The organism is Microbacterium sp. B35-04 (assembly GCF_010634885.1).
GTDB lineage: Bacteria > Actinomycetota > Actinomycetes > Actinomycetales > Microbacteriaceae > Microbacterium.
Map to the genome: position 1 here is coordinate 1 of NZ_MWLP01000006.1, position 19250 is coordinate 19250.

Below are 19250 nucleotides of genomic sequence, written 5' to 3' on the forward strand. Positions count from 1 at the left end.
CTGGTCCTGATCCTGCTGGTCCTGATCCTGTTGATCCTGATCCTGTTGATCCTGATCCTGCTGCTCGTCCTCACCCTCCCCCTCAGGGTTTACGACGACGATGGCGGGCCCGGGCTTGACATGGCGGGCCACCACGATGTCGCAGATCTCCGATGTCGGGCACTCGAGTGTTCCCTCGAACAGGATCGACGTGCCGTCCTGGAAGTCCGCATCGGGACGCAGCAGGAGGCTGCAGGTGAGCTGGGAGTCGTCGGCGTCGACGGTCATTCCCAGACAGGAGCGGTCGGCGCCGCGCGACCCGCACACCCCGCCCTCGATCTGGAGTCCGCCACGATCGGTCACCGCGTGCTGGAAGGTGAACCGCACGCCCTCGGGAACCGTTCCGCCCCAGAACACCGCGATGGTCTTGCACCATACGCCCGCGTCGATGATCTCCGCCACGCCTTGATCGCCGTACGCGGGACCGCCGTACTGCGCGACGGGTCCGGTCCGAACGCGGTCCTGAGCCGGATCCTCATCTCCGTCCGGATCGGTCTCCCCGTTCTCCCCATCGTCCGTTTCAGTGGGCGACGGTGAGGGGCTCGCCGACACCGTGCGCCCAGCATCCGTCTGCGTCACGAGGCCGGCGCAGCCCGCGGTGGCGAGCACGACCGCGATGCTCAGCGTCGCTGTGGCGACGACCCTGCGTGACAGCGCCATGGTGCGCCTCCTGACGGCCGCGTGTGCGGCTCACGTCAATGATGAGCGTGCTCGGGCGCGCTGGATACCCCGGTCGATGCGAGCGGACTCAGGAGGCGGATGCGTCCGGCGTGTCGACGGCGCCGCCGAATCGACGATTGCGACCGAGGTACGTGTCGATGCCGTGCCACAGGTCCTGCCGCGAGAAGTCCGGCCACAGTGTGTCGAGGAAGACGAACTCCGCGTACGCCGACTCCCACAGCAGGAAGTTCGACGTGCGCTGCTCGCCGCTCGAGCGCAGGAAGAGGTCGACATCGGGCATGTCCGGGCGATAGAGCCGTCGCTGGATGAGCTTCTCCGACACGGCTGACGGCTTGATCCGGCCCGCCGCGACGTCGTCGGCGATGGAGCGCATCGCGTCGACGAGCTCGATGCGGCCCCCGTAGTTGACGCACATCGTGAGGGTCAGGACGTCGTTGCCCGCGGTGAGCCGCTCCGCGAACTGCAGCTCTTTGATGACGCTCGACCACAGCCGCGGCTTGCGCCCTGCCCACTGGATCCGCACGCCCCATTCGTTGAGCTGGTCGCGGCGACGGTGCAGGACGTCGCGGTTGTACCCCATCAGGAAGCGGACCTCTTCGGGCGAGCGCGACCAGTTCTCCGTGGAGAATGCGTACACCGACAGGTGCTTGACGCCGGCCTGGATCGCGCCGGCGACGACATCGAGGAGGGCGGCCTCGCCGGCCTTATGCCCCTCGATGCGCGTGAGACCCCGGCGGTTCGCCCAGCGGCCGTTGCCGTCCATCACGATCGCCACGTGGTTCGGCACCGCCCCTCGCGGGTACGTGGGAGGGTGAACACCGGTCCAGTCCAGCGGGCGATACGGCACCGCGTCGCGATGCGTGTAGGGCTTCGGGGTCACCGGTCGCCTTCCTGCGGGGCTGAGACGTGCGAGAGCGAACGGATGCCGCGCTCCAGGTGCCATTGAGCGTAGGCCGCGATGAGCCCCGACGCGGCCGCCGTCGAGCCGGCGGATGCGGCATCCACGATTTCCCACTCCCCCGCCATGAGCGATTGGAGCAGTGACACGGTTGCGGCATCCACGCGAGCGGCACCCGTCGGAGCGCAGTCGCGGCAGATGATCCCGCCCTGCTGTGCGACGAATGTGTCGTGCGGGCCGCTGCGCCCGCAGCGGGCGCACTCGCCGAGTCCGGGCGCCCATCCAGAGAGCGCCATGGCGCGGAGGAGGTAGGAGTCCAGCACGCTGCGCGAGGCGTGCTCGCCGCGCGACAGAGCGCGGAGACCGCCGACGAGGAGCAGGTACTGCTGAGGCGTCGCCTCTGCCTCGTTCAGCCGGTCCGCCGCCTCGACCATCGCGTGGGCGGAGGTGTAGCGGTCGTAGTGCGCGACGATCTCGGCGCCGTACGAGCCGAGGGACTCGGCCTGCTGAACGATGTCGAGCGACCGGCCCTGGTACAGCTGGACGTCGGCGACCATGAACGGCTCGAGACGCGCGCCGAAGCGCGACGACGTGCGGCGGACCCCCTTCGCGACCGCGCGCAGCTTGCCATGGCGGCGGCTGAGCATCGTCACGATCCTGTCGGCTTCCCCCAGCTTGTGGGTACGCAGGACCACGACTTCATCGCGGTAGGTGGGCACCCGTCAATTATGGATGCGGTCTCCCCGACTCGGGCGCTGACGCCCCGCGCGCTGTCAGGCGAGGGCCGCGGCGACCTCGGTGAGATCGGGCAGAGCCCGGTCGATGGTCGCCATCGTGGCGGTGAGCGACATCCGGAAGTGGCGCGGCTCGTCGAAGAGCGTGCCGGGCATCACATAGACCCCGCGCGCAGCGAGGGCGTCGCAGAAGGCGGCCGCGTCGCCGCCCGGCGCTTCGCCCCACAGGTAGAAGGTGCCCTCGGGGCGGGTGACACGCACGCCCGCATCGGTGAGCGCGCCGAACAGCCGATCGCGCTTCCGGGCGAGTTCGGCCATGTCGAGCGACACGGACTCGAGCGCCGGCACCGAGTACTGCATGACGGCGTCGGGGAATCCCCATCCGATCGCGAGACCCACGGGCATGAGCGCGGCACGCAGTTCGTCCCGTTCGGTCGGCGGAATGAGCGGCGACAGGGCGAGGTACCCGAGACGCTGCCCCGGTGCGAGCAGCACCTTGCCGTAGCTGTAGTCGATGACCGTCCACGGGTACGAGCCGGCGGGGCTCGCGAAGTCCATGCCGTCGAAGCGGATGCGCCGATACGGCTCGTCCGATACGAGCCAGATGCGGCGACCGTGCGTGCGCGAGGCCTGTTCGAGCACGTCCGCGAGCGCCTGCCAGGTTTCCTGCGAATAGACGCGTCCGGTCGGGTTGGCCGGCGAGTTGACGACGACGAGCCGCGTGCGCGGGCCGATCGCGCGAGAGATCGCGTCGATGTCGAGATCGAACGTCTCGGGATCGAGCGCGGCCCGGACGGGGCGGAGGTTCGCGGCGTGGAGCATGGGCTCGTAGCAGAACCATCCGGGCACGGGGATGACCACCTCGTCGCCCGCGTCCGCCAGCAGCGCGAACGCCAGCGAGAGCGCGCCGAAGGCGCCTTGGGTCATCGCTATGTCGTCGGGTTCGAAGTCGAGGTCGAGTTCGATGCGAAGGCCTGCCGCGATCGTCTCCTGCGCAACCCTCTCGCTCGACTTGTAGGCGAACCAGTCCACCGACCGTGGCTCGACCTGCGCCTGAATCGCCGCCGTCAGTCCCGGAAGGGCCAGCTCGTGCGGGTTGCCGAACGTGAAATCGAGGGCGTCGGTGTCGTCGGCCGTCGCCTGGATGCGTGCGAAGAACGCCGTGACGACGTCGACCGACGCCTTCGCCCGTGCCGCGCGATCGGACATCGCCATCGCCATCGCCTCTCCCCAGTGCTGCGAGCCCCTCCGCAAGGATCCCAACGGACGGGGCGTCGGTCAACCCCGGATCACATAATGTATAGTGTTCACTATGTCTGGCACACAGATTCTCGACACCCTCCTCGCCCTCTCGCAGGTGCTCGAGGCCGATCAGGCGCGCGAACTCGAGCGGCGCGGACTCACTCAGCCCCGCACCCATCTGCTGTGGGTGCTGTACCACGGCGGGCCGGTGACACAGGCTCAGCTGGCCGAGGCGATCGGCGTCACGCCGCGCCACGTCACGACGCTCGTCGACGCGCTGGAGGCGACGGGCTTCGCACGTCGGGAGCCGCATCCGTCCGATCGCCGGGCCGTGCTGGTGCACCTGACCGAACGCGGACTCTCGATCATGGAGACGATGGATGCCGAGCACGAGTCGCTCGGCAGCGACCTGGTTGCGGGGCTGGACGACGAGACCGTGCGCGTCACGGCCGACGCGCTGCAGCATGTCCTGACGACGCTGCAGCGCCTCGTCGCCGAGCATGCGGCGCGACAGGACGAGCGAGTGGTGCACGCATGAGCACCCCGACCACGACCCCGACGCCGCGACCGATGCCCGCGTCGTTGGGGCAGCGCCTACGACGTCTCGCTGCACTCGCGTGGCGCGCGGAGATCGGGATCTGGCAGAGCCTCTACCGCTGGATCTTCCGCCGCCCGCGCGTTCCCGCCGGGGCCACCGGGTTCGCTTACCACTCCCCCGTGTTCACGATCCTCATGATCTTCATCGTGCTGTCTGCGGTGGAGATCCCCATCATCGATCTCATCGTCCACCCGTGGCCGTGGGTGCGCATCCCGCTCCTGATCCTCGGGATCTGGGGGCTCACCTGGATGATCGGCCTCGCGCTGAGCTACCTCACGCGTCCCCATGCCGTCGGTCCGGACGGCATCCGTGCGCGCGTGGGCGCGGACGTCGATGTCGACCTGCCGTGGGAGGCGGTGGCGTCGGTCGAGCGGTCGCGCGACGTCGCCGAGAAGGCGCCGAAGCTGCGCGACGAGGAGCACGGGCGCACGCTGTCCCTGCGCATGGCGAACGAGACCAACATCCTCATCGTGCTCGAGAAGCCGGTGCGCACGAGGTTGTCGGGCAACGCGGTCGAGATCGATGCGGTGCGGCTCTGGACCGACGACGTCGACGGCTTCCTGCAGGCGGTCCGCACCCACATCCCCTGAGTTCGACGCCCGCTCATCGGATCAGGCGTCCTCGCCGCGTGGTCAGCGCGCGGCACGGCGGGCTGCCTCCCGCGCCGTCGCGAGCGCCGTGAGCTCGGCGTCGACCTCGTCGAGGATCTCGTTGTGCGCAACTGCCGCGATGCCGTCTCGTAGCCGCCCGGCCACGCGGGCGGCTCGTCGCCGGGCGCCCGCCCGCACCGCGAACCCCGACACGAGTGCGAGCAGGAGGCCGAGCGCCGCACCCGCCACGAGCAGCAGGGTCGGCCAGGGCACGTCGAACTCGCCCACCGTCAGCGTCGGCACGAGGCCCTCCGTCGGCATGCGGAGATAGTCCAGGAGGGCGAGCAGCCCGAGCCAGGAGCCCCCGGCGATGGCGACGGCGAGCAGCAGCCACTGCATCACGTTCGCCACACCCCACCAGCGCGAGCTGCGCACTTTGACTGTCCGCACGATCGCGCGGTCGACGGAGTCGACGATGCCGGCCGAGGCCGCGACCGCGCGTGCGTTGACGCGTTCCTGCGCGCCGCCGGGGAGCGCCGCGGCGGCGGCGGCGACGTAGGTGCGGGTGGCGGTCGCGACCTGCGCCCGAACGGCCGGGGATGCCGTCGGAAGCGACGAGCGGATGAGCTCCGACTCCGCAGGCGCGTCCACCTCGCGCCGGCGCTCGGGCGGGCGAAGCCCCAGTGTGCGCAGCGGGTCGGCGCGCAGCGCTCGCACCCAGCGTGTCGGTGGCCACCCGGTGCGGGCGAACCCGTCGCGCAGGCTCGAGTCGCGCACCGCGTCGACGACGAGAGGAATACCGGCCGCGTGCTCGAGCGCGTCGACGAGGCTGCGGCGGGCGTCGGCGAGTGCGCGTGCGTCCGGCGCCGTGCCGGGAAGGGCGGCGAGGAGCTCGGCCGCCGCGTGACGCACATCGGCCGTGAGACGCGCGGTCGCAGCCTCCCGCCGGTCGACGGCGCGCGCGATGAGGGCTTCGAGCTGGGGCATCCCTTCGCCGCTGCGCGCGGACGTGCCGAGGATGCGCGCTCGGAGTCCATCGGCCTGCACGAGGCGCGTCAGGTCCGCCAGGCACGCAGCAGCGTCTTCGTGGGTCAGGCGGTCGAGCTGGTTGAGCACGACGACCACCGAGTCCTCGTGACCGGCGAGGGGAATGAGGTAGCGGGAGTGAAGGACGGCGTCGGCGTACTTCTGCGGGTTCGTGACCCACACCAGCAGGTCGGCCCGCTCGGTCACGTGGTCGGCGCGCACCCTGTGCTCGGTGACCACGGAGTCGTGGTCGGGCAGGTCCAGCAAGACGAGGCCCTCGGGGTGCCTCGCTGAGACGTCGAGTTCGTGACGCTCCTTCACGCCGAGCCAGTCAAGGAGGGCAGCCGAGCCGGCTGCGATGTCGGAGGACTCGGCGATGGCGGCAACGGGGAATGCCGTCGTGGGGCGCTGCTGGCTCGTGCGGGCGAGGTCCGCTCCGGTGAGGAGATTGAACAACGTGGACTTGCCCGTGCCGGTCGCCCCTGCCAGTGCGACGACCGTGTGCTCTGCCGACAGCTGCGAACGCTCCCCCGCGCGTTGCAGGGCCAGCCGCGCAGCGGCGATCACCTCGTCCGCGATCCGTCCCTCCGCGGCATCGGCCGCGACACGCAGATCCTCGGCGCGCTGGGAGAGTGTCGTCCGCGCCATCAGCCCTGCCTGCCCAGCAGCCGCTGCCAGAATCCGGGCTTCCTCGGCTCCTCCGTGGGGCCTGACGTCGTCGGTGCACCGGATGCCTCGGCGCTGACGCCTCGCGCGGCGATGTCGACGGCACGAAGGTGCGCGCCACGGAGCGCGGGTACCGGACTCGCGGCGCGTGGGGCGCTCACCACCCGCGCGCGGCGTTCGTCGGCGGATGCGCGCGTCAGCTCCTCAGCGGCATCCCGCAGCTCGTCGCCTGCCGACTCCGAGACGGCGAGAGCAGTGACCGCCGTGAGAGCGATGGAGGCATCGGCCTCGAGAAGAGACCCCAGGCGCCGACTGAGTCGCTCGGATGCCTCGGCCGTGAGCCTGCGGACGGCGTCGTCGCCGAACACGGCTTCGAGCACCTTCTGCGCGAGCAGCGCCGTGCCCCCGGCGACGCCGACCTCGATGCCGGTGAGGCCTCCCGTGCTGCCGAAGACGACCAGCATGAGCGCCACGCCCAGACCGTTGACGCCGAAGCTCAGTCCCCTGGCCAGGCCGCGGCGGTCCGCTCCCTGCTCCTGCACGATGGCGAGCACGTCGCCCTGCCATGCGCGGATCTGCTCGGCGATCGCCGATCTGAGGTCGGCCGTGCTGACGCCCGTCACGCCCGCCGTCGCTCCGGCGTCGACGAGGATCCCCGCGCCGGCCGGGTCGCTGCGCCAGGCGGAGCGCACCCGTTCACGCGCCGTCTCCATCGCATCGATCGTGATGGCCTCGAGTCCACTGGCGATCGCGAGCTCGACCGGCTTCGCATCGGGTTCGCCGCCGCGCAGGAACGAGACGACGGCGTCGCGGGCGCGGCTCACGCCGCGTTCTATCGAGCGCATGAAGGTGCTTGCGCCGACGAAATCCTGCCATCGCGTGAGCACCTCGCCGCGGAGCATCGCGCCGTCCGTGGTGGCCGTCGCGATCTGCGACGACGCGTCGGCGTACGCACCCTCGACGATCTGGCGAAGGCGGGCGGCTGAGGCCGCCTGCCCGTCGGCTGCTGCGGCGACACCTTGCACGGCCTCAGCGAGATCGGCCAGGACCCCGTCGCGCGTGGCGAGCGCCACATCATCACGGGCGTCCGCGCTTCCGCCCAGGTCGGTGAGCCACCCGGAGATGTCGGCGACGGCTGCGTCGGGGAGCAGCCCGTCGGGATCGAGCCGGGCCTCGGGGACGACGAAGAGCGGCGCGTCGCCGAGGTCGTGCTCGAGCATCATGCGGCGGAGGTCCGCCACGACGGCTTCACCGCCCGCGTCGACGCGGTCCAGGACGAGGGCCAGCTGGGCATGGCGCCCTGCGGCTGCGCGCAACAGCTCCCACGGGACGGCGTCGGCGTAGCGCGCACCCGTCGTGACGAACAGCCACAGGTCCGCGGCCGCCAGCAGCTGTGCGGCGAGCTCTCGGTTGGCCACCTCCACGGAGTCGATGTCGGGGGCGTCGAGAAGCGCGAGCCCCGGCGGCATCCCGGCGAACGGAGCGAGGCGGAGCGCCCGCACACCGGACGCGGCGGTGCCGTCACGCTCGGCGACGGATGATCCTCCCGAGGCGACGGTCGTCGTGTGCACCCGCGTCAAGGTCGGGAGGATCCGCTCGGGCGCGAACCACGGTGCGTCAGCGGGGTGATGCACGAGGACGGGCGAACGGGTGGTCGGCCGGAGAACGCCCGGGGTCGTCAGAGCCGCACCCAGGACGGAATTGACGAGCGTGGACTTGCCGGCGCCCGTCGATCCGCCGACGACGACGAGAAGCGGGGCTCCGTCCGACCGCAGCCGCGGCAGGAGGTAGTCATCGATCTGCGCGAGGATGTCGTGCCGGCGCGCTCGCGCCTCCGCGACGCCGGTTCCCTCCAGCGGCAGCGTGGCAGCGGTGAGCCGGCCGCGCACGACGTCGACCGCACTGATGAGGCGGCCACGGGCGTGGGCCGCGGCATCCCTGCTCCCGTCGTCGCCGTCCGGCATGTCCCCATCCTGCACCACGTGTCCCTTTGCATACCCGGCATGCTCGCGCGAGGCGCGCGGCATGTTGCGGCTCCGGACGCGACAATGGAGGGGTGAACGAGCCTGTCTTCGTGATCCCCCTGTGGGCGGACCTCATCGCCGTCGGGCTCGGCGGCATCCAAGGCGCCCTGTTCGCATCCGGGTTCCGCGGTCAGCGGCGACTCGACATGCTCGGGGTCGCCATCATCGGCATCGTGGTCGGCATGGGCGGCGGTCTCATCCGCGACCTGCTGCTGAACGTCACGCCCACCACGCTCCAGAGCAACTGGTACCTGCTGACCGCGGCCGGCGCGGCACTGTTCGGGATGCTGCTCGCCGGCCTGTTCCAGCGGCTCAACGCGGTCATCGTCGGCCTCGACGCGCTGGTGATCGGTCTCTTCGGCGCGTTCGGCACCAGCAAGGCCCTCGCGCTCGGGCTGCCCCTCGTCCCGGCGGTGTTCGTCGGGGTCTGCGCCGCGGTCGGCGGCGGCATCCTTCGCGACATGATCATGGGGCTGCCCGTCGCGATCATGCACGTCGGCTCCCTCTACGCGGTGGCCGCGGGGGCCGGATGCCTCGTCCTGGCGATCTCGCACGAGCTCGGCGCGAACCTCGTGGTCGCCGCCGTGATCGGGATCGTGGTGACCACGGTGATCCGCCTGCTTGCGGTGATCTTCGACATCTCTCTGCCGGAACAGCGCGCGCTGTATCGGCGCAAGGTCGCCGTCGAGACGTCGGCGATCCCGATCGTCAAGCCCTGAGCGGGCTCAGCAGCCCTGCAGTGCCGGCATCCGACACCGGCCGAACGCACACCGACGGGCGCACGCGGGGATCACCCGCGCACACCCGTCGACGGTTCGCGCTCAGACGGCCGCGAGGGCCCCGGAGCGCTGCCGCGTGCGGATGGCGCGGTTCACGCCCGACACGATCGCTTTGAGCGATGCGGTCGAGATGTCCGAGTCGATGCCGACGCCCCACAGGCGCTCACCATCGACCTGCAGTTCGATGTACGCCGCAGCCTGGGCGTCGCCACCGGCGCTGAGGGCGTGCTCGACGTAGTCGTAGAGCGTCACGTCGAATCCCTGTGCGCGGATGATCTCGAGGAACGCCGCGACCGGGCCGTTGCCCCGGCCGGATGCCTCGAACCGGTCGTCGCCGTCACGCAGCGTGATGTCGAGCGCGACGTCACCCGACAGGTCGCTGCGGGTGCTCGTCGCCAGCAGCTCGAAGCGACCCCAGCGCTCATCCGCGACCTCGGCCGGCAGGTACTCGTCGGTGAAGATCTTCCAGATCTGGTCGCTGGTGACCTCGCCGCCTTCGGCATCCGTCTTGGCCTGCACAACACCCGAGAAGTCGATCTGCAGCTTGCGGGGCAGGTCGAGCGAGTGGTCGGTCTTGAGCAGGTACGCGACCCCGCCCTTGCCCGACTGCGAGTTGACGCGGATGACGGCCTCGTAGGAGCGGCCGAGGTCCTTGGGGTCGATGGGCAGGTACGGCACGGCCCAGTCGATCTCGTCGACCGTGACGCCGGCCGCGGCGGCCCGGGCCTCCATGGCCTCGAAGCCCTTCTTGATCGCATCCTGGTGCGATCCGCTGAATGCGGTGAACACCAGGTCGCCGGCCCAGGGGCTGCGCTCGTGGACGGGCAGCTGGTTGCAGTACTCGACCGTGCGCTTGACCTGGTCGATGTCGCTGAAGTCGATCTGCGGATCGATGCCCTGCGTCAGCAGGTTGATGCCGAGCGCGACGAGGTCGACGTTGCCGGTCCGCTCGCCGTTGCCGAAGAGGCACCCCTCGATCCGGTCGGCGCCGGCCATGTAGCCGAGCTCGGCTGCGGCGATCGCGGTGCCGCGGTCGTTGTGGGGGTGCAGCGAGAGAATCACGTTCTCGCGATGCGCGAGGCGACGGCTCATCCACTCGATCGAGTCGGCGTAGACGTTGGGGGTCGCCATCTCGACGGTGGCGGGCAGGTTGATGATGACCTTGCGCTCGGGCGTTGGCTCGAAGATCTCGATCACCTGGTTGCACACGTCCACCGCGAACTCCAGCTCGGTGCCGGTGTAGCTCTCGGGCGAGTACTCGTAGAACACCCGGGTCTCGGGGATGCGCTTCTCGAACTCGCGGCACAGCCGCGCGCCCTCCAGGGCGATGTCGATGATGCCCTGCTCGTCCGTGCGGAAGACGACCTCGCGCTGCAGCACGCTGGTCGAGTTGTACAGGTGGACGATCGCCTGCTTGGCACCGACGATCGACTCGTACGTCCGCTCGATGAGGTGCGCGCGCGCCTGCGTCAGCACCTGGATCGTGACGTCGTCCGGGATGAGGTTCTCTTCGATGAGCTGCCGCACGAAGTCGAAGTCGGTCTGGCTCGCCGAGGGGAAGCCGACCTCGATCTCCTTGTAGCCCATGCGCACCAGAAGGTCGAACATGACCCGCTTGCGCTCGGGGCTCATCGGGTCGATGAGCGCCTGATTCCCGTCGCGCAGATCGACAGCACACCAGCGGGGGGCGGTCGTGATGCGCTGAGCCGGCCAGGTGCGGTCGGGCAGTTCGACGGTGATCTGCTCGTGGTACGGCAGATACTTGTGGACCGGCATGCCCGAGGGCTTCTGATTGTTCTTCATGATGGATTGCTTCTCTCGTCTGTCACGAGCCTCAACCCGATCGGGGTGGCTCGATGCCTGATGATGCGGGCCAGGCGAAAGCTCCGCGACGAGGAAGGCCCTAGAACGAGGTCTCGTCGCGGCGGCTAAGAAGGAGAAGCCGGCCGAAGCGCATGGCACCAGGCTACACCCGGTTCCGCGCGCAGCGCGAACCGCTGGAACGCGGATGCCGCGGCATCCGCCTCTGAGACGATCGAGGCCGTTGCGACACCATGAGGGTATGAGAGGTCTGCGCCGTCTGCTCGGCATCGCCGCCATCGCCGTGTTCGTCCCCCTCGTCGTCGCATCCTGCGCGAGCGAGAATCCGGGCAGCACGCCCGCGTCGCCGCCACTGGGCACCGTCACCCCCGTTCCGCCGGCGGGCGAGGTGTCTGCCATCGGCACCGTGCTGGATGCGTCGGGCGATGCCGAGCTCTGCCTGGGGCCGGTGGCGGAGTCGTACCCTCCGCAGTGCACCGGGATCCCGCTCGACGGCTGGACGTGGGACGGCGTCGAGGGCGCGGAGTCGTCGGACGAGGTGACCTGGGGCGCGTACGCGGTCCGCGGCACGTACGACGGCACGACGTTCACCGTCACCGAGGACCCGATCCTGCTCGCGCTGTACGACCCGATCCGGCCCGAGGATCCGACGGGCGGCAAACCGGGGGCCGGCGACGAGTCCGAGCTCGCCGCGATCCAGGAGGAGCTTCCCGATCGCCTCGGCGACGCCTACCTGAGTTCGTACCCGCAGGACGGGTGGCTCTGGGTCGACGTCGTCTGGGACGACGGCAGCTGGCAGGATGCCGCGGACGCGGAGTACGGCGAAGAAACGGTCATCATCCGGTCGGCGATCACGCCGACCGGCGGCTGAGCCGCAGCGCCCGCGGACGCAGCGTCAGAAGCCGAGGCGGCCCAGCTGCTTCGGGTCGCGCTGCCATTCCTTCGCGACGCGAACGTGCAGCTTCAGGAAGACCTTCGTTCCCACCAGCGGCTCGATCTGCGCGCGAGCACGCGCTCCGACGTCGCGCAGGCGTGAGCCCTTGTGGCCGATGATGATCGCCTTCTGACTGTCGCGCTCGACGATGAGGTTCGCATAGATGTCGGTCATCGACCCCGTGTCACGCTCGGAGATGTCCTCGATCGTGACGGCGATGGAGTGCGGCAGCTCATCCCGCACGCCCTCGAGCGCCGCCTCACGGATGATCTCGGCGATGCGGTCCTCGGTCGACTCGTCGGTGACGACGCCGTCCGGGTAGAGCGCCGGGCCCTTCGGCATGAGGACGAGCAGCTCGTCGGTCAGCACGTCGAGCTGATCACGGGTGAGGGCCGAGAGCGGAATGACGGCGGCCCAGTCCTCGCGCAGCTGGTCCACCTCGATCAGCCTCTCGGTGATCTCGTCGCGAGTCGCGGCATCCGTCTTGGTGACGATCGCGACCTTCTTCGCCCGGCCGTACCCGCTCAGCGACTCGGCGATGCGACGGTCGCCGGGACCGACCTTCTCTGTGGCCGGCACGCAGAAGCCGATCACGTCGACATCGCCCAGCACCTGCTCGACGAGGTCGTTGAGGCGCTGTCCGAGCAGGGTGCGAGGCTTGTGGAGGCCCGGCGTGTCGACGATCACCAGCTGACCGCCGGGGCGGTTCACGATGCCCCGGATGGCGCGCCGCGTCGTCTGCGGCTTGTCGCTGGTGATCGCCACCTTCTCGCCGACGAGGGCGTTCGTGAGCGTGGACTTGCCCACGTTCGGGCGGCCGACGAAGGTGACGAAGCCGGAACGCCCAGCGACGGACCCAGGTTCGGGGGTCGACCCCGGGACAGCGGCTGGCTCGACGGCCGGCGTGGCGTCGTTCTCGGTCATGGGGTGTCTTCCTTCTTGGGCAGGCGGATCTCGCCGGTGCGAGGACTCGTGATGCGGATCTCGCCGGTGCGGGGCCGGCCGGGAGGGTCGAGGGCCGGGTCGCCGCGTTCGACGAACACCGTGGAGATGCCGCGGCCGCGTCCACGGGATGCGCCGCCGGTGAGGACCAGGCCCGCATACTCGGCCGTCGCGCCCGGCTGGGGCACTCGACCGAGAGCCTTGCCGAGGAGGCCGCCGATCGAGTCGACGTCCTCGTCCTCCAGTTCGAGGCCGAACAGATCGCCGACCTCGTCGAGGCCGAGGCGCGCGCTCACGCGGTAGTGACCGGGCTCGAGCTCGGTGACCTCCTCGGCGCGTGGGTCGTACTCGTCCGAGATCTCGCCGACGAGCTCCTCGATGAGGTCTTCGAGCGTGACGAGCCCCGACACGCCGCCGTACTCGTCGACCACGAGGCAGACGTGCACCGCGTCGCGCTTCATCTGCTGCAGCAGCGTCTCGGCCTTCATCGACTCTGGAACGAACACGGCAGGTCGTGCGATGCGCTTGATCGGGGCATCCCGCCACCCCGTCTCGTCGCGGAAGCCGAACTGCACGAGGTCCTTGAGATACAGCACCCCGACCACGTCATCGGCGTCGTCGTCGACGATGGGCACGCGTGACACGCCCTTCTCGAGGAACACCTTCATCGCCTCCCGGGTCGACGTGGACGCGTCCACGGTCACCATGTCGGTGCGCGGCACCATGACGGCGCGCACGAAGGTGTCGGTGAAGTCGAACACCGAGTGGATGAGCTCACGGTCGTCCTGCTCGATGAGCTCGTTCTCCGCGGCTTCGTCGATGATGCTGAGCAGCTGCTCCTCGGACGCGAACGACGACCCGCGCGAACCACCCGGCGTGATGCGGGTGCCGAGGGCGACGAGGCCGTGCGCGAGTGGACCGAGGATGATCCTCACGCCGCGGATGACGGGCGCCGCGCCCCGCAGCAGGGCCTTGGCATGCAGTCGGCCCAGGGTGCGCGGGCTCGCGCCCACGACGACGTACGACACGCCCGTCATCAGCACCGCGGCGGCGAGCATCGCCCACCAGATGTTGTTGAAGAGGTCGGTGAACGCGACCGTCACGAGCACGGCCGCGGTGGTCTCTGCGAGGACGCGGATGAAGATCACCGCGTTGGCGTGGGCGTCGGGATCGGCCGCGATCCTGCGCAGCGCCTCCGCGTTGCGGTCACCCGCGCCGAGCTCGGCGAGGTCTGCGCGCGAGGTCACGCTGAGCGCGGCGTCGATCGCGACCATCAGGGCGCCGAACGCGAGCAGCAGCGCCGCCGCGATCAGGAGGAGCGCAGCGGTCATGTGCGGGGTCGTCGACGCTCGGATGCCTGGAACGAGGTGATGAGCTCGCGCTGCAGTCCGAACATCTCCCGCTCCTCCTCGGGCTCGGCATGGTCGAAGCCGAGGAGGTGGAGGAGGCCGTGCGTGGTGAGGAGGATCAGCTCGTCGAGCGTCGAGTGCTTGGCCGCCACGGCCTGCGTCTCAGCGACCTGGGGGCACAGCACGATGTCACCGAGCAGCCCGGGCGGCGTGGGTGCGTCCTCGGTGCCCGGACGAAGCTCGTCCATCGGGAAGCTCAGCACGTCGGTCGGGCCCGGCTCGTCCATCCACTGCACGTGGAGTGCCTCCATCGCCCCCTCGTCGACGAGCAGGATCGCGACGTCGGCGTCGGGGCTCACATGGAGCTCGGCGAAGTTGTGCTCCATGAGCCGCAGCAGGACGGTCTCGTCGACGGCGATACCGGATTCGTTGCCGATCTCGATGGTCATGAGCGTCCTCGCTTCGGAAGGTGGTCACGGGGTCCGCTGCTGCGGGGCGCGGCGGCACGTCGCTCCGCGCGGTTCGCGAACTCGGCGGCCTCGTCCCGCTCGCGGCGAGCGGCGAGGCGGTGCTCGTCGTACACGCTGTAGGCGTCGACGATCCGCCCCACGAGCGTGTGGCGGACCACGTCGTCGCTGGTCAGGTAGGCGAAGTGGATGTCGTCGATGTTGTCCAGCACCCGGGTCACCAGGCGGAGACCCGACGCACCCTGGGGCAGGTCGACCTGCGTGATGTCGCCGGTGACGACCATGCGGGTGCCGAAGCCCAGCCGAGTGAGGAACATCTTCATCTGCTCGGGCGTGGTGTTCTGCGCCTCGTCGAGCACGACGAAGGAGTCGTTCAGCGTGCGACCGCGCATGTACGCCAGCGGTGCGACCTCGATGGTGCCGGTGGCCATGAGCTTGGGCACGAGCTCGGGGTCCATCATCTCGTTGAGCGCGTCGTAGAGCGGCCGCAGATACGGGTCGATCTTGTCGGTGAGCGTGCCGGGCAGGAACCCCAGCCGCTCCCCCGCCTCGACGGCGGGCCGGGTCAGGATGATGCGACTGACCTCCTTGCGCTGGAGTGCCTGCACGGCCTTCGCCATCGCCAGGTAGGTCTTGCCGGTGCCGGCGGGACCTATGCCGAACACGATGGTGCTCTCCTCGATCGCGTCGACGTACGCCTTCTGCCCGAGGGTCTTGGGGCGGATGACGCGACCGCGTGACGACAGGATCGCCTCGCCCAGCACCTCCGACGGCCTCGGCCCGCCTTCCGTGCGGAGGATGCGGTTCGACGAGGCGACGTCCTCCTCGCCGAGCGCGTGCCCGGCCTTCGTCATTGCGAGCAGCTCGTCGACGAGCGTCCGTGCCGCTGCGACGGCGCCGCGCTCACCGGTGAGCGTGATCTCGTTGCCGCGCACGTGCACATCGACACCGGGGTGCTCCCGTTCGACGACCCGCAGCAGACGATCCTGGGGACCGAGCAGCTGTACCATCGCGACGCCGTCCGCGTAGATGCGCTCGATCGTGCTGCCGTCGTCGCTCACGGATTCATGACCGTCTTGATCAGGCACCGACACTCTTCTCTTCGAGGCCTCCCGCGAGCACATGGGCGTGCACGTGGAAGACGGTCTGGCCCGCGTTCGGGCCGGTGTTGAACACGAGGCGGAAGTCTCCGTCGGACTGCTCCGCCGCGAGGGTGTTCGCCAGGCCGACCAGTTCGGCCATCAGCTCGGGATCACCGGCCGCGAGCTCGACGACGTTCCGGTACTCCTCGGTCTTGGGGATCACCAGCAGGTGCAGTGGCGCCTGCGGGGCGATGTCGCGGATCGCGAAGGCGTTCTCGGTCTCCGCGATGATCTCGGACGGGATCTCTCCGTTGCGGATGCGCGTGAAGATCGACGGCTCGCTCATGCCGCAAGTCTACCGACGGGGCCCTTCGACTGGCTCAGGGACCGGGGTGACGGGCTCAGGTACCGGGGTCGAGCCGTCGAACCGCTCACCAGCGGCCGAGGGCGGTGCTGACGACCGCGAGGGCCGCAGGGCCGGCGGTCGATGTGCGCAGCACGGTGTCGCCGAGACGCACGAGCCGCGCGCCGGCGGCGGCGAGAGCGTCGAGCTCTTCGGGCGCGATGCCGCCTTCTGGTCCGACGACCAGCACGACATCGCGGTCGTCTCCGTGCTCGACCGCGAGGGCGCTGAGCCGCTCGGTCGCCGTGGGTTCGAGGATGAGGAGACGGGATGCCGCCGCCCGCTGCACGAGCCCGGCCGTCGACGTCAGCTCCGCCACGCCCGGCACCCAGGGGCGGTGGGCCTGCTTCGCCGCCTCGCGCACGATGGTCGTCCACCGCGTCCGGCCCTTCACCGCCTTCGCGGCGTCCCACCGCGAGACGCTGCGTGACGCCTGCCACGGCACGATCTCATCGACGCCGAGCTCCGTCGCCGCCTGGACCGCCAGTTCGTCGCGATCGCCCTTGGCGAGTGCCTGCACGAGCACGACGCGCGGGCTCGGCTGCGGGGCATCCGTCCGCGCGGTGATCCTCACCACGACCTCGCGAGGTGCGACCGACTCCACCACGCCGGTGAGCCAGGCGCCCCGGCCGTCGCCGACGGTCACCTCCTCGCCGGCGCGGACCCGCCGCACGCTCGAGGCGTGGTGCGCCTCCGAGCCCTGGAGGATCACCGCATCGCCCGGCGCGGCGGTGGCCGGCTCGTCGAGGAGGAAGTGCAGGGCCACCGGTCAGGCGTTCCGGAACCGGTCGCGCAGCTTGGCGAACAGACCCTGGTGAAACTCCGAGAGCCGCGGGGCCGGTGCCTTGGTCCGCTTGGCGAACTCCTCGATGAGGGCACGCTCCTTGTGGTCGAGCCGCGTCGGCGTCACGACGTGCACGCCGACGCGGAGGTCGCCGCGCTGGGATCCGCGCAGCGGCGTGATGCCGCGGCCCTTGATCGTCAGGATGTCGCCCGCCTGCACGCCCGGGCGCACCTCGAGGTCGACCGGGCCGTCGAGCGACTCGATCGTCGTCGTCGTTCCGAGGATCGCGTCGGGCATCGACACCTCGAGCGTCGCCAGCAGGTCGTCGCCGTCGCGGCTGAACACCTCGTGCGGCGAGACGGTGACCTCGATGTAGAGGTCGCCGTTGGGGCCGCCGGCGGGGCCGACCTCACCCGAGCCGGGAAGCTGCAGCCGCAGTCCGGTCTCGACGCCGGCGGGGATGTCGAGCGACACGGTGCGGCGTGCGCGCACGCGGCCCTGGCCCTGGCAGGTCGCGCAGGGGTAGGGAATCGTGGTGCCGTAGCCCTGGCAGACGTTGCACGGCTGCGTCGTGACGACGTTGCCGAGGAGGCTCCGCACCTGACGCTGCACGTTGCCGGTGCCGTGGCAGATGTCGCAGGTCACGGGGCTGGTCCCGGGCTGGCAGCACGAGCCCTGACAGGTCTCGCAGAGCACCGCGGTGTCGACGTCGATGTCCCGGTGCGTGCCGAACACCACGTCGCCGAGCTCGAGCGTCACGCGCACCAGGGCGTCCTGCCCGCGCTCCCGCCGCGACCGGGGACGGCCGCCGCGGCCGCCGCCGGCCGAACCGAAGAAGGTCTCGAAGATGTCGTTGAAGCCGCCGAAGCCGCCGGCGCCGCCGAACGGCGAGTCGTTGCCGCCCATGTCGTACCGTGCCCGCTGATCCGGATCACTCAGCACGTCGTAGGCGTGCGTCACGAGCTTGAATCGCTCGGAAGCGTCTTCTCCGGGGTTCACGTCCGGGTGCAGCTGCCGGGCGAGCTTGCGGTACGCCTTCTTGATCTCGTCGGTGGTGGCGTCGCGTGAGACGCCGAGGACCTCGTAGTGGTCAGCCACTTTCGCCTTCCTGCCGCGGCGAGGCCGCGGAATCGATGATGCGCGTCCGCGTCAGCGGGAGTTGTCGTCCTGCTCGAGCATGCGCGTGAGGTAGCGCGCGACGGCACGGACCGTCGCGAGGTTGGTGGGGTAGTCCATGCGCGTCGGCCCGAGCACGCCGACGCGGGCGAGCGATCCGGTCGCGTCGTAGTCACTGGCGACGACGGATGCCTCGCCCAGGCCGAACGCCTCGTTCTCACGGCCGATGCTCGCGGCGAGGCCCTGCTCGTCGGCCACCATCTCTCCCATCAGTCGCAGGAGGGTCACCTGCTCCTCGATCGCCTCGAGGAGGGGGTAGATGCTGCCGCGGAAGTCGGATTCGCTGCGTGCGAGGTTGGCGCTGCCTGCCATCACCAGCTTGTCCTGGCGGAACTCCTCGAGCTCTTCGGCGACCGCGCGGATGATCTCGTCCGTCGCCTGCTCGTGCGCGGGCGCCTGGGCATCGGGCACCTCGAGCCGCTCCGCGATGCGCTGGAGCCCCTCGCGGACCGGCCGGCCGACCAGCAGCGTGCCGAGGCGGGCGCGGATGTGCGCGAGGTCGGTGTCGTCGAAGTCCTCGCCGACGAACGTCAGGCGCTGCGACACGCGGCCGGTGTCGGTGACGACGATCACCAGCATCCGTCCGCCGCCGAGCTGCACCAGCTCCACGTGGGTGACGTTGGCGCGTGCGAACGACGGGTACTGGACGATCGCGACCTGGCCGGTGAGTTGGGTCAGTGCCCGCACCGTGCGCACGAGCACGTCGTCGAGGTCGCCCGAGCCGTCCAGGAACGAGGCGATGGCCGAGCGCTGGGCCGAGGAGAGCGGGCGGATCTCGGCGAGGTGGTCCACGAAGACGCGGTAGCCCTTGTCGGTCGGGACGCGTCCCGAAGACGTGTGCGGCGCGACGATGAGCTCTTCGTCTTCGAGCAGCGCCATGTCGTTGCGGATGGTCGCGGCGGACACGCCGAACGCGTGCCGCTCGACGATCGTCTTGCTGCCGACCGGCTCACGCGTGTCGACGTAGTCCTGGACGATCGCCCGCAGCACCTGCAGACCTCGCTCGCTGACCATC

The 19250-nt window shown here is 70.2% G+C and carries 18 protein-coding genes and 1 pseudogene; 4 read left to right on the forward strand and 15 right to left on the reverse strand.

Annotated features, from left to right (window positions below):
* The 4 genes and pseudogenes from B1729_RS01505 to B1729_RS01520 all read right to left on the reverse strand — a co-directional run.
* A pseudogene (locus B1729_RS01505) lies at positions 1–699 on the reverse strand (hypothetical protein); the annotation flags it as partial.
* Between the two features lie 88 nt (positions 700–787).
* Entirely contained in the window at positions 788–1600 is an 813-nt protein-coding gene (locus tag B1729_RS01510) for an isoprenyl transferase (RefSeq protein WP_163630341.1), read from the reverse strand.
* Entirely contained in the window at positions 1597–2337 is a 741-nt protein-coding gene (gene recO, locus B1729_RS01515; protein WP_163617218.1) for a DNA repair protein RecO, read from the reverse strand. Before recO ends, B1729_RS01510 begins: the two co-directional genes overlap by 4 nt.
* Positions 2338–2391: 54 nt before the next feature.
* Positions 2392–3567, reverse strand: a complete 1176-nt coding sequence (locus B1729_RS01520) for an aminotransferase class I/II-fold pyridoxal phosphate-dependent enzyme (protein ID WP_204318836.1) — start codon at positions 3565–3567, stop codon at positions 2392–2394.
* 97 nt (positions 3568–3664) lie between these two features.
* On the opposite strand from B1729_RS01520, the gene B1729_RS01525 reads away from it, so the two are divergent.
* Together B1729_RS01525 and B1729_RS01530 are read left to right on the forward strand one after the other, a co-directional pair.
* A complete protein-coding gene (locus tag B1729_RS01525) occupies positions 3665–4132 on the forward strand; it encodes a MarR family transcriptional regulator (RefSeq protein ID WP_163617220.1) in 468 nt (155 codons plus the stop codon).
* On the forward strand, positions 4129–4782 hold the full coding sequence (locus tag B1729_RS01530) for a hypothetical protein (RefSeq protein WP_239539310.1): 654 nt from the start codon (positions 4129–4131) through the stop codon (positions 4780–4782). The genes B1729_RS01525 and B1729_RS01530 overlap by 4 nt, the downstream gene beginning before the upstream one ends.
* A 42-nt stretch (positions 4783–4824) precedes the next feature.
* Here the strand turns inward: B1729_RS01530 and B1729_RS01535 are convergent, their stop codons facing one another.
* Both B1729_RS01535 and B1729_RS01540 read right to left on the reverse strand, forming a co-directional pair.
* Positions 4825–6456 carry a GTPase gene (locus B1729_RS01535; RefSeq protein WP_163630345.1) on the reverse strand — a complete coding sequence of 544 codons (1632 nt, stop codon included), beginning with the start codon at positions 6454–6456 and terminating at the stop codon, positions 4825–4827.
* Positions 6456–8438 carry a dynamin family protein gene (locus B1729_RS01540; protein ID WP_204318837.1) on the reverse strand — a complete coding sequence of 661 codons (1983 nt, stop codon included), beginning with the start codon at positions 8436–8438 and terminating at the stop codon, positions 6456–6458. Before B1729_RS01540 ends, B1729_RS01535 begins: the two co-directional genes overlap by 1 nt.
* Positions 8439–8530: 92 nt before the next feature.
* On the opposite strand from B1729_RS01540, the gene B1729_RS01545 reads away from it, so the two are divergent.
* A complete protein-coding gene (locus tag B1729_RS01545) occupies positions 8531–9217 on the forward strand; it encodes a TRIC cation channel family protein (protein WP_163617223.1) in 687 nt (228 codons plus the stop codon).
* Between the two features lie 102 nt (positions 9218–9319).
* On the opposite strand, the gene leuA is transcribed toward B1729_RS01545, so the two are convergent.
* Positions 9320–11080, reverse strand: a complete 1761-nt coding sequence (gene leuA / locus B1729_RS01550) for a 2-isopropylmalate synthase (RefSeq protein WP_163630348.1) — start codon at positions 11078–11080, stop codon at positions 9320–9322.
* Between the two features lie 259 nt (positions 11081–11339).
* Between leuA and B1729_RS01555 the strand changes: the two genes are divergently transcribed.
* The gene (locus B1729_RS01555) at positions 11340–11969 is read left to right on the forward strand and encodes a hypothetical protein (RefSeq protein ID WP_163617225.1); all 630 of its coding nucleotides are present in this window, start codon (positions 11340–11342) and stop codon (positions 11967–11969) included.
* Positions 11970–11993: 24 nt separating this feature from the next.
* Here B1729_RS01555 and era read toward each other — a convergent pair whose 3' ends face one another.
* The 8 genes from era to hrcA form a co-directional block, all read right to left on the reverse strand.
* The gene (gene era, locus B1729_RS01560) at positions 11994–12956 is read right to left on the reverse strand and encodes a GTPase Era (RefSeq protein ID WP_204260014.1); all 963 of its coding nucleotides are present in this window, start codon (positions 12954–12956) and stop codon (positions 11994–11996) included.
* Positions 12953–14305, reverse strand: a complete 1353-nt coding sequence (locus tag B1729_RS01565) for a hemolysin family protein (protein WP_163617226.1) — start codon at positions 14303–14305, stop codon at positions 12953–12955. The genes era and B1729_RS01565 overlap by 4 nt, the downstream gene beginning before the upstream one ends.
* Positions 14302–14772, reverse strand: coding sequence for an rRNA maturation RNase YbeY (gene ybeY / locus B1729_RS01570; RefSeq protein ID WP_163617227.1), 471 nt, complete (start codon positions 14770–14772; stop codon positions 14302–14304). Before ybeY ends, B1729_RS01565 begins: the two co-directional genes overlap by 4 nt.
* On the reverse strand, positions 14769–15800 hold the full coding sequence (locus B1729_RS01575; protein WP_239525799.1) for a PhoH family protein: 1032 nt from the start codon (positions 15798–15800) through the stop codon (positions 14769–14771). The genes ybeY and B1729_RS01575 overlap by 4 nt, the downstream gene beginning before the upstream one ends.
* A 70-nt stretch (positions 15801–15870) precedes the next feature.
* Complete coding sequence (locus tag B1729_RS01580) at positions 15871–16218, reverse strand: HIT domain-containing protein (RefSeq protein WP_163617228.1); 348 nt, start codon at positions 16216–16218, stop codon at positions 15871–15873.
* A gap of 85 nt (positions 16219–16303) precedes the next feature.
* A complete protein-coding gene (locus B1729_RS01585) occupies positions 16304–17041 on the reverse strand; it encodes a 16S rRNA (uracil(1498)-N(3))-methyltransferase (protein ID WP_163630350.1) in 738 nt (245 codons plus the stop codon).
* 3 nt (positions 17042–17044) lie between these two features.
* Positions 17045–18157 (reverse strand): molecular chaperone DnaJ, encoded by a 1113-nt coding sequence (gene dnaJ / locus B1729_RS01590; protein WP_163617230.1) that lies wholly within the window; start codon positions 18155–18157, stop codon positions 17045–17047.
* A gap of 51 nt (positions 18158–18208) precedes the next feature.
* Positions 18209–19249, reverse strand: a complete 1041-nt coding sequence (gene hrcA, locus B1729_RS01595) for a heat-inducible transcriptional repressor HrcA (RefSeq protein ID WP_163617231.1) — start codon at positions 19247–19249, stop codon at positions 18209–18211.
* Position 19250: the final 1 nt, after the last annotated feature.

What these genes read in the sequence shown, in the direction of transcription:
- B1729_RS01535 (WP_163630345.1), bottom strand. Translation starts at nt 6,456, where the DNA reads ATGGCGCGGACGACACTCTCCCAGCGCGCCGAGGATCTGCGTGTCGCG.
- era (WP_204260014.1), bottom strand. Translation starts at nt 12,956, where the DNA reads ATGACCGAGAACGACGCCACGCCGGCCGTCGAGCCAGCCGCTGTCCCG.
- B1729_RS01525 (WP_163617220.1), top strand. Translation starts at nt 3,665, where the DNA reads ATGTCTGGCACACAGATTCTCGACACCCTCCTCGCCCTCTCGCAGGTG.
- B1729_RS01565 (WP_163617226.1), bottom strand. Translation starts at nt 14,305, where the DNA reads ATGACCGCTGCGCTCCTCCTGATCGCGGCGGCGCTGCTGCTCGCGTTC.
- ybeY (WP_163617227.1), bottom strand. Translation starts at nt 14,772, where the DNA reads ATGACCATCGAGATCGGCAACGAATCCGGTATCGCCGTCGACGAGACC.
- B1729_RS01575 (WP_239525799.1), bottom strand. Translation starts at nt 15,800, where the DNA reads ATGGTACAGCTGCTCGGTCCCCAGGATCGTCTGCTGCGGGTCGTCGAA.
- leuA (WP_163630348.1), bottom strand. Translation starts at nt 11,080, where the DNA reads ATGAAGAACAATCAGAAGCCCTCGGGCATGCCGGTCCACAAGTATCTG.
- B1729_RS01530 (WP_239539310.1), top strand. Translation starts at nt 4,129, where the DNA reads ATGAGCACCCCGACCACGACCCCGACGCCGCGACCGATGCCCGCGTCG.
- B1729_RS01540 (WP_204318837.1), bottom strand. Translation starts at nt 8,438, where the DNA reads ATGCCGGACGGCGACGACGGGAGCAGGGATGCCGCGGCCCACGCCCGT.
- B1729_RS01520 (WP_204318836.1), bottom strand. Translation starts at nt 3,567, where the DNA reads ATGGCGATGTCCGATCGCGCGGCACGGGCGAAGGCGTCGGTCGACGTC.
- B1729_RS01580 (WP_163617228.1), bottom strand. Translation starts at nt 16,218, where the DNA reads ATGAGCGAGCCGTCGATCTTCACGCGCATCCGCAACGGAGAGATCCCG.
- hrcA (WP_163617231.1), bottom strand. Translation starts at nt 19,249, where the DNA reads ATGGTCAGCGAGCGAGGTCTGCAGGTGCTGCGGGCGATCGTCCAGGAC.
- B1729_RS01555 (WP_163617225.1), top strand. Translation starts at nt 11,340, where the DNA reads ATGAGAGGTCTGCGCCGTCTGCTCGGCATCGCCGCCATCGCCGTGTTC.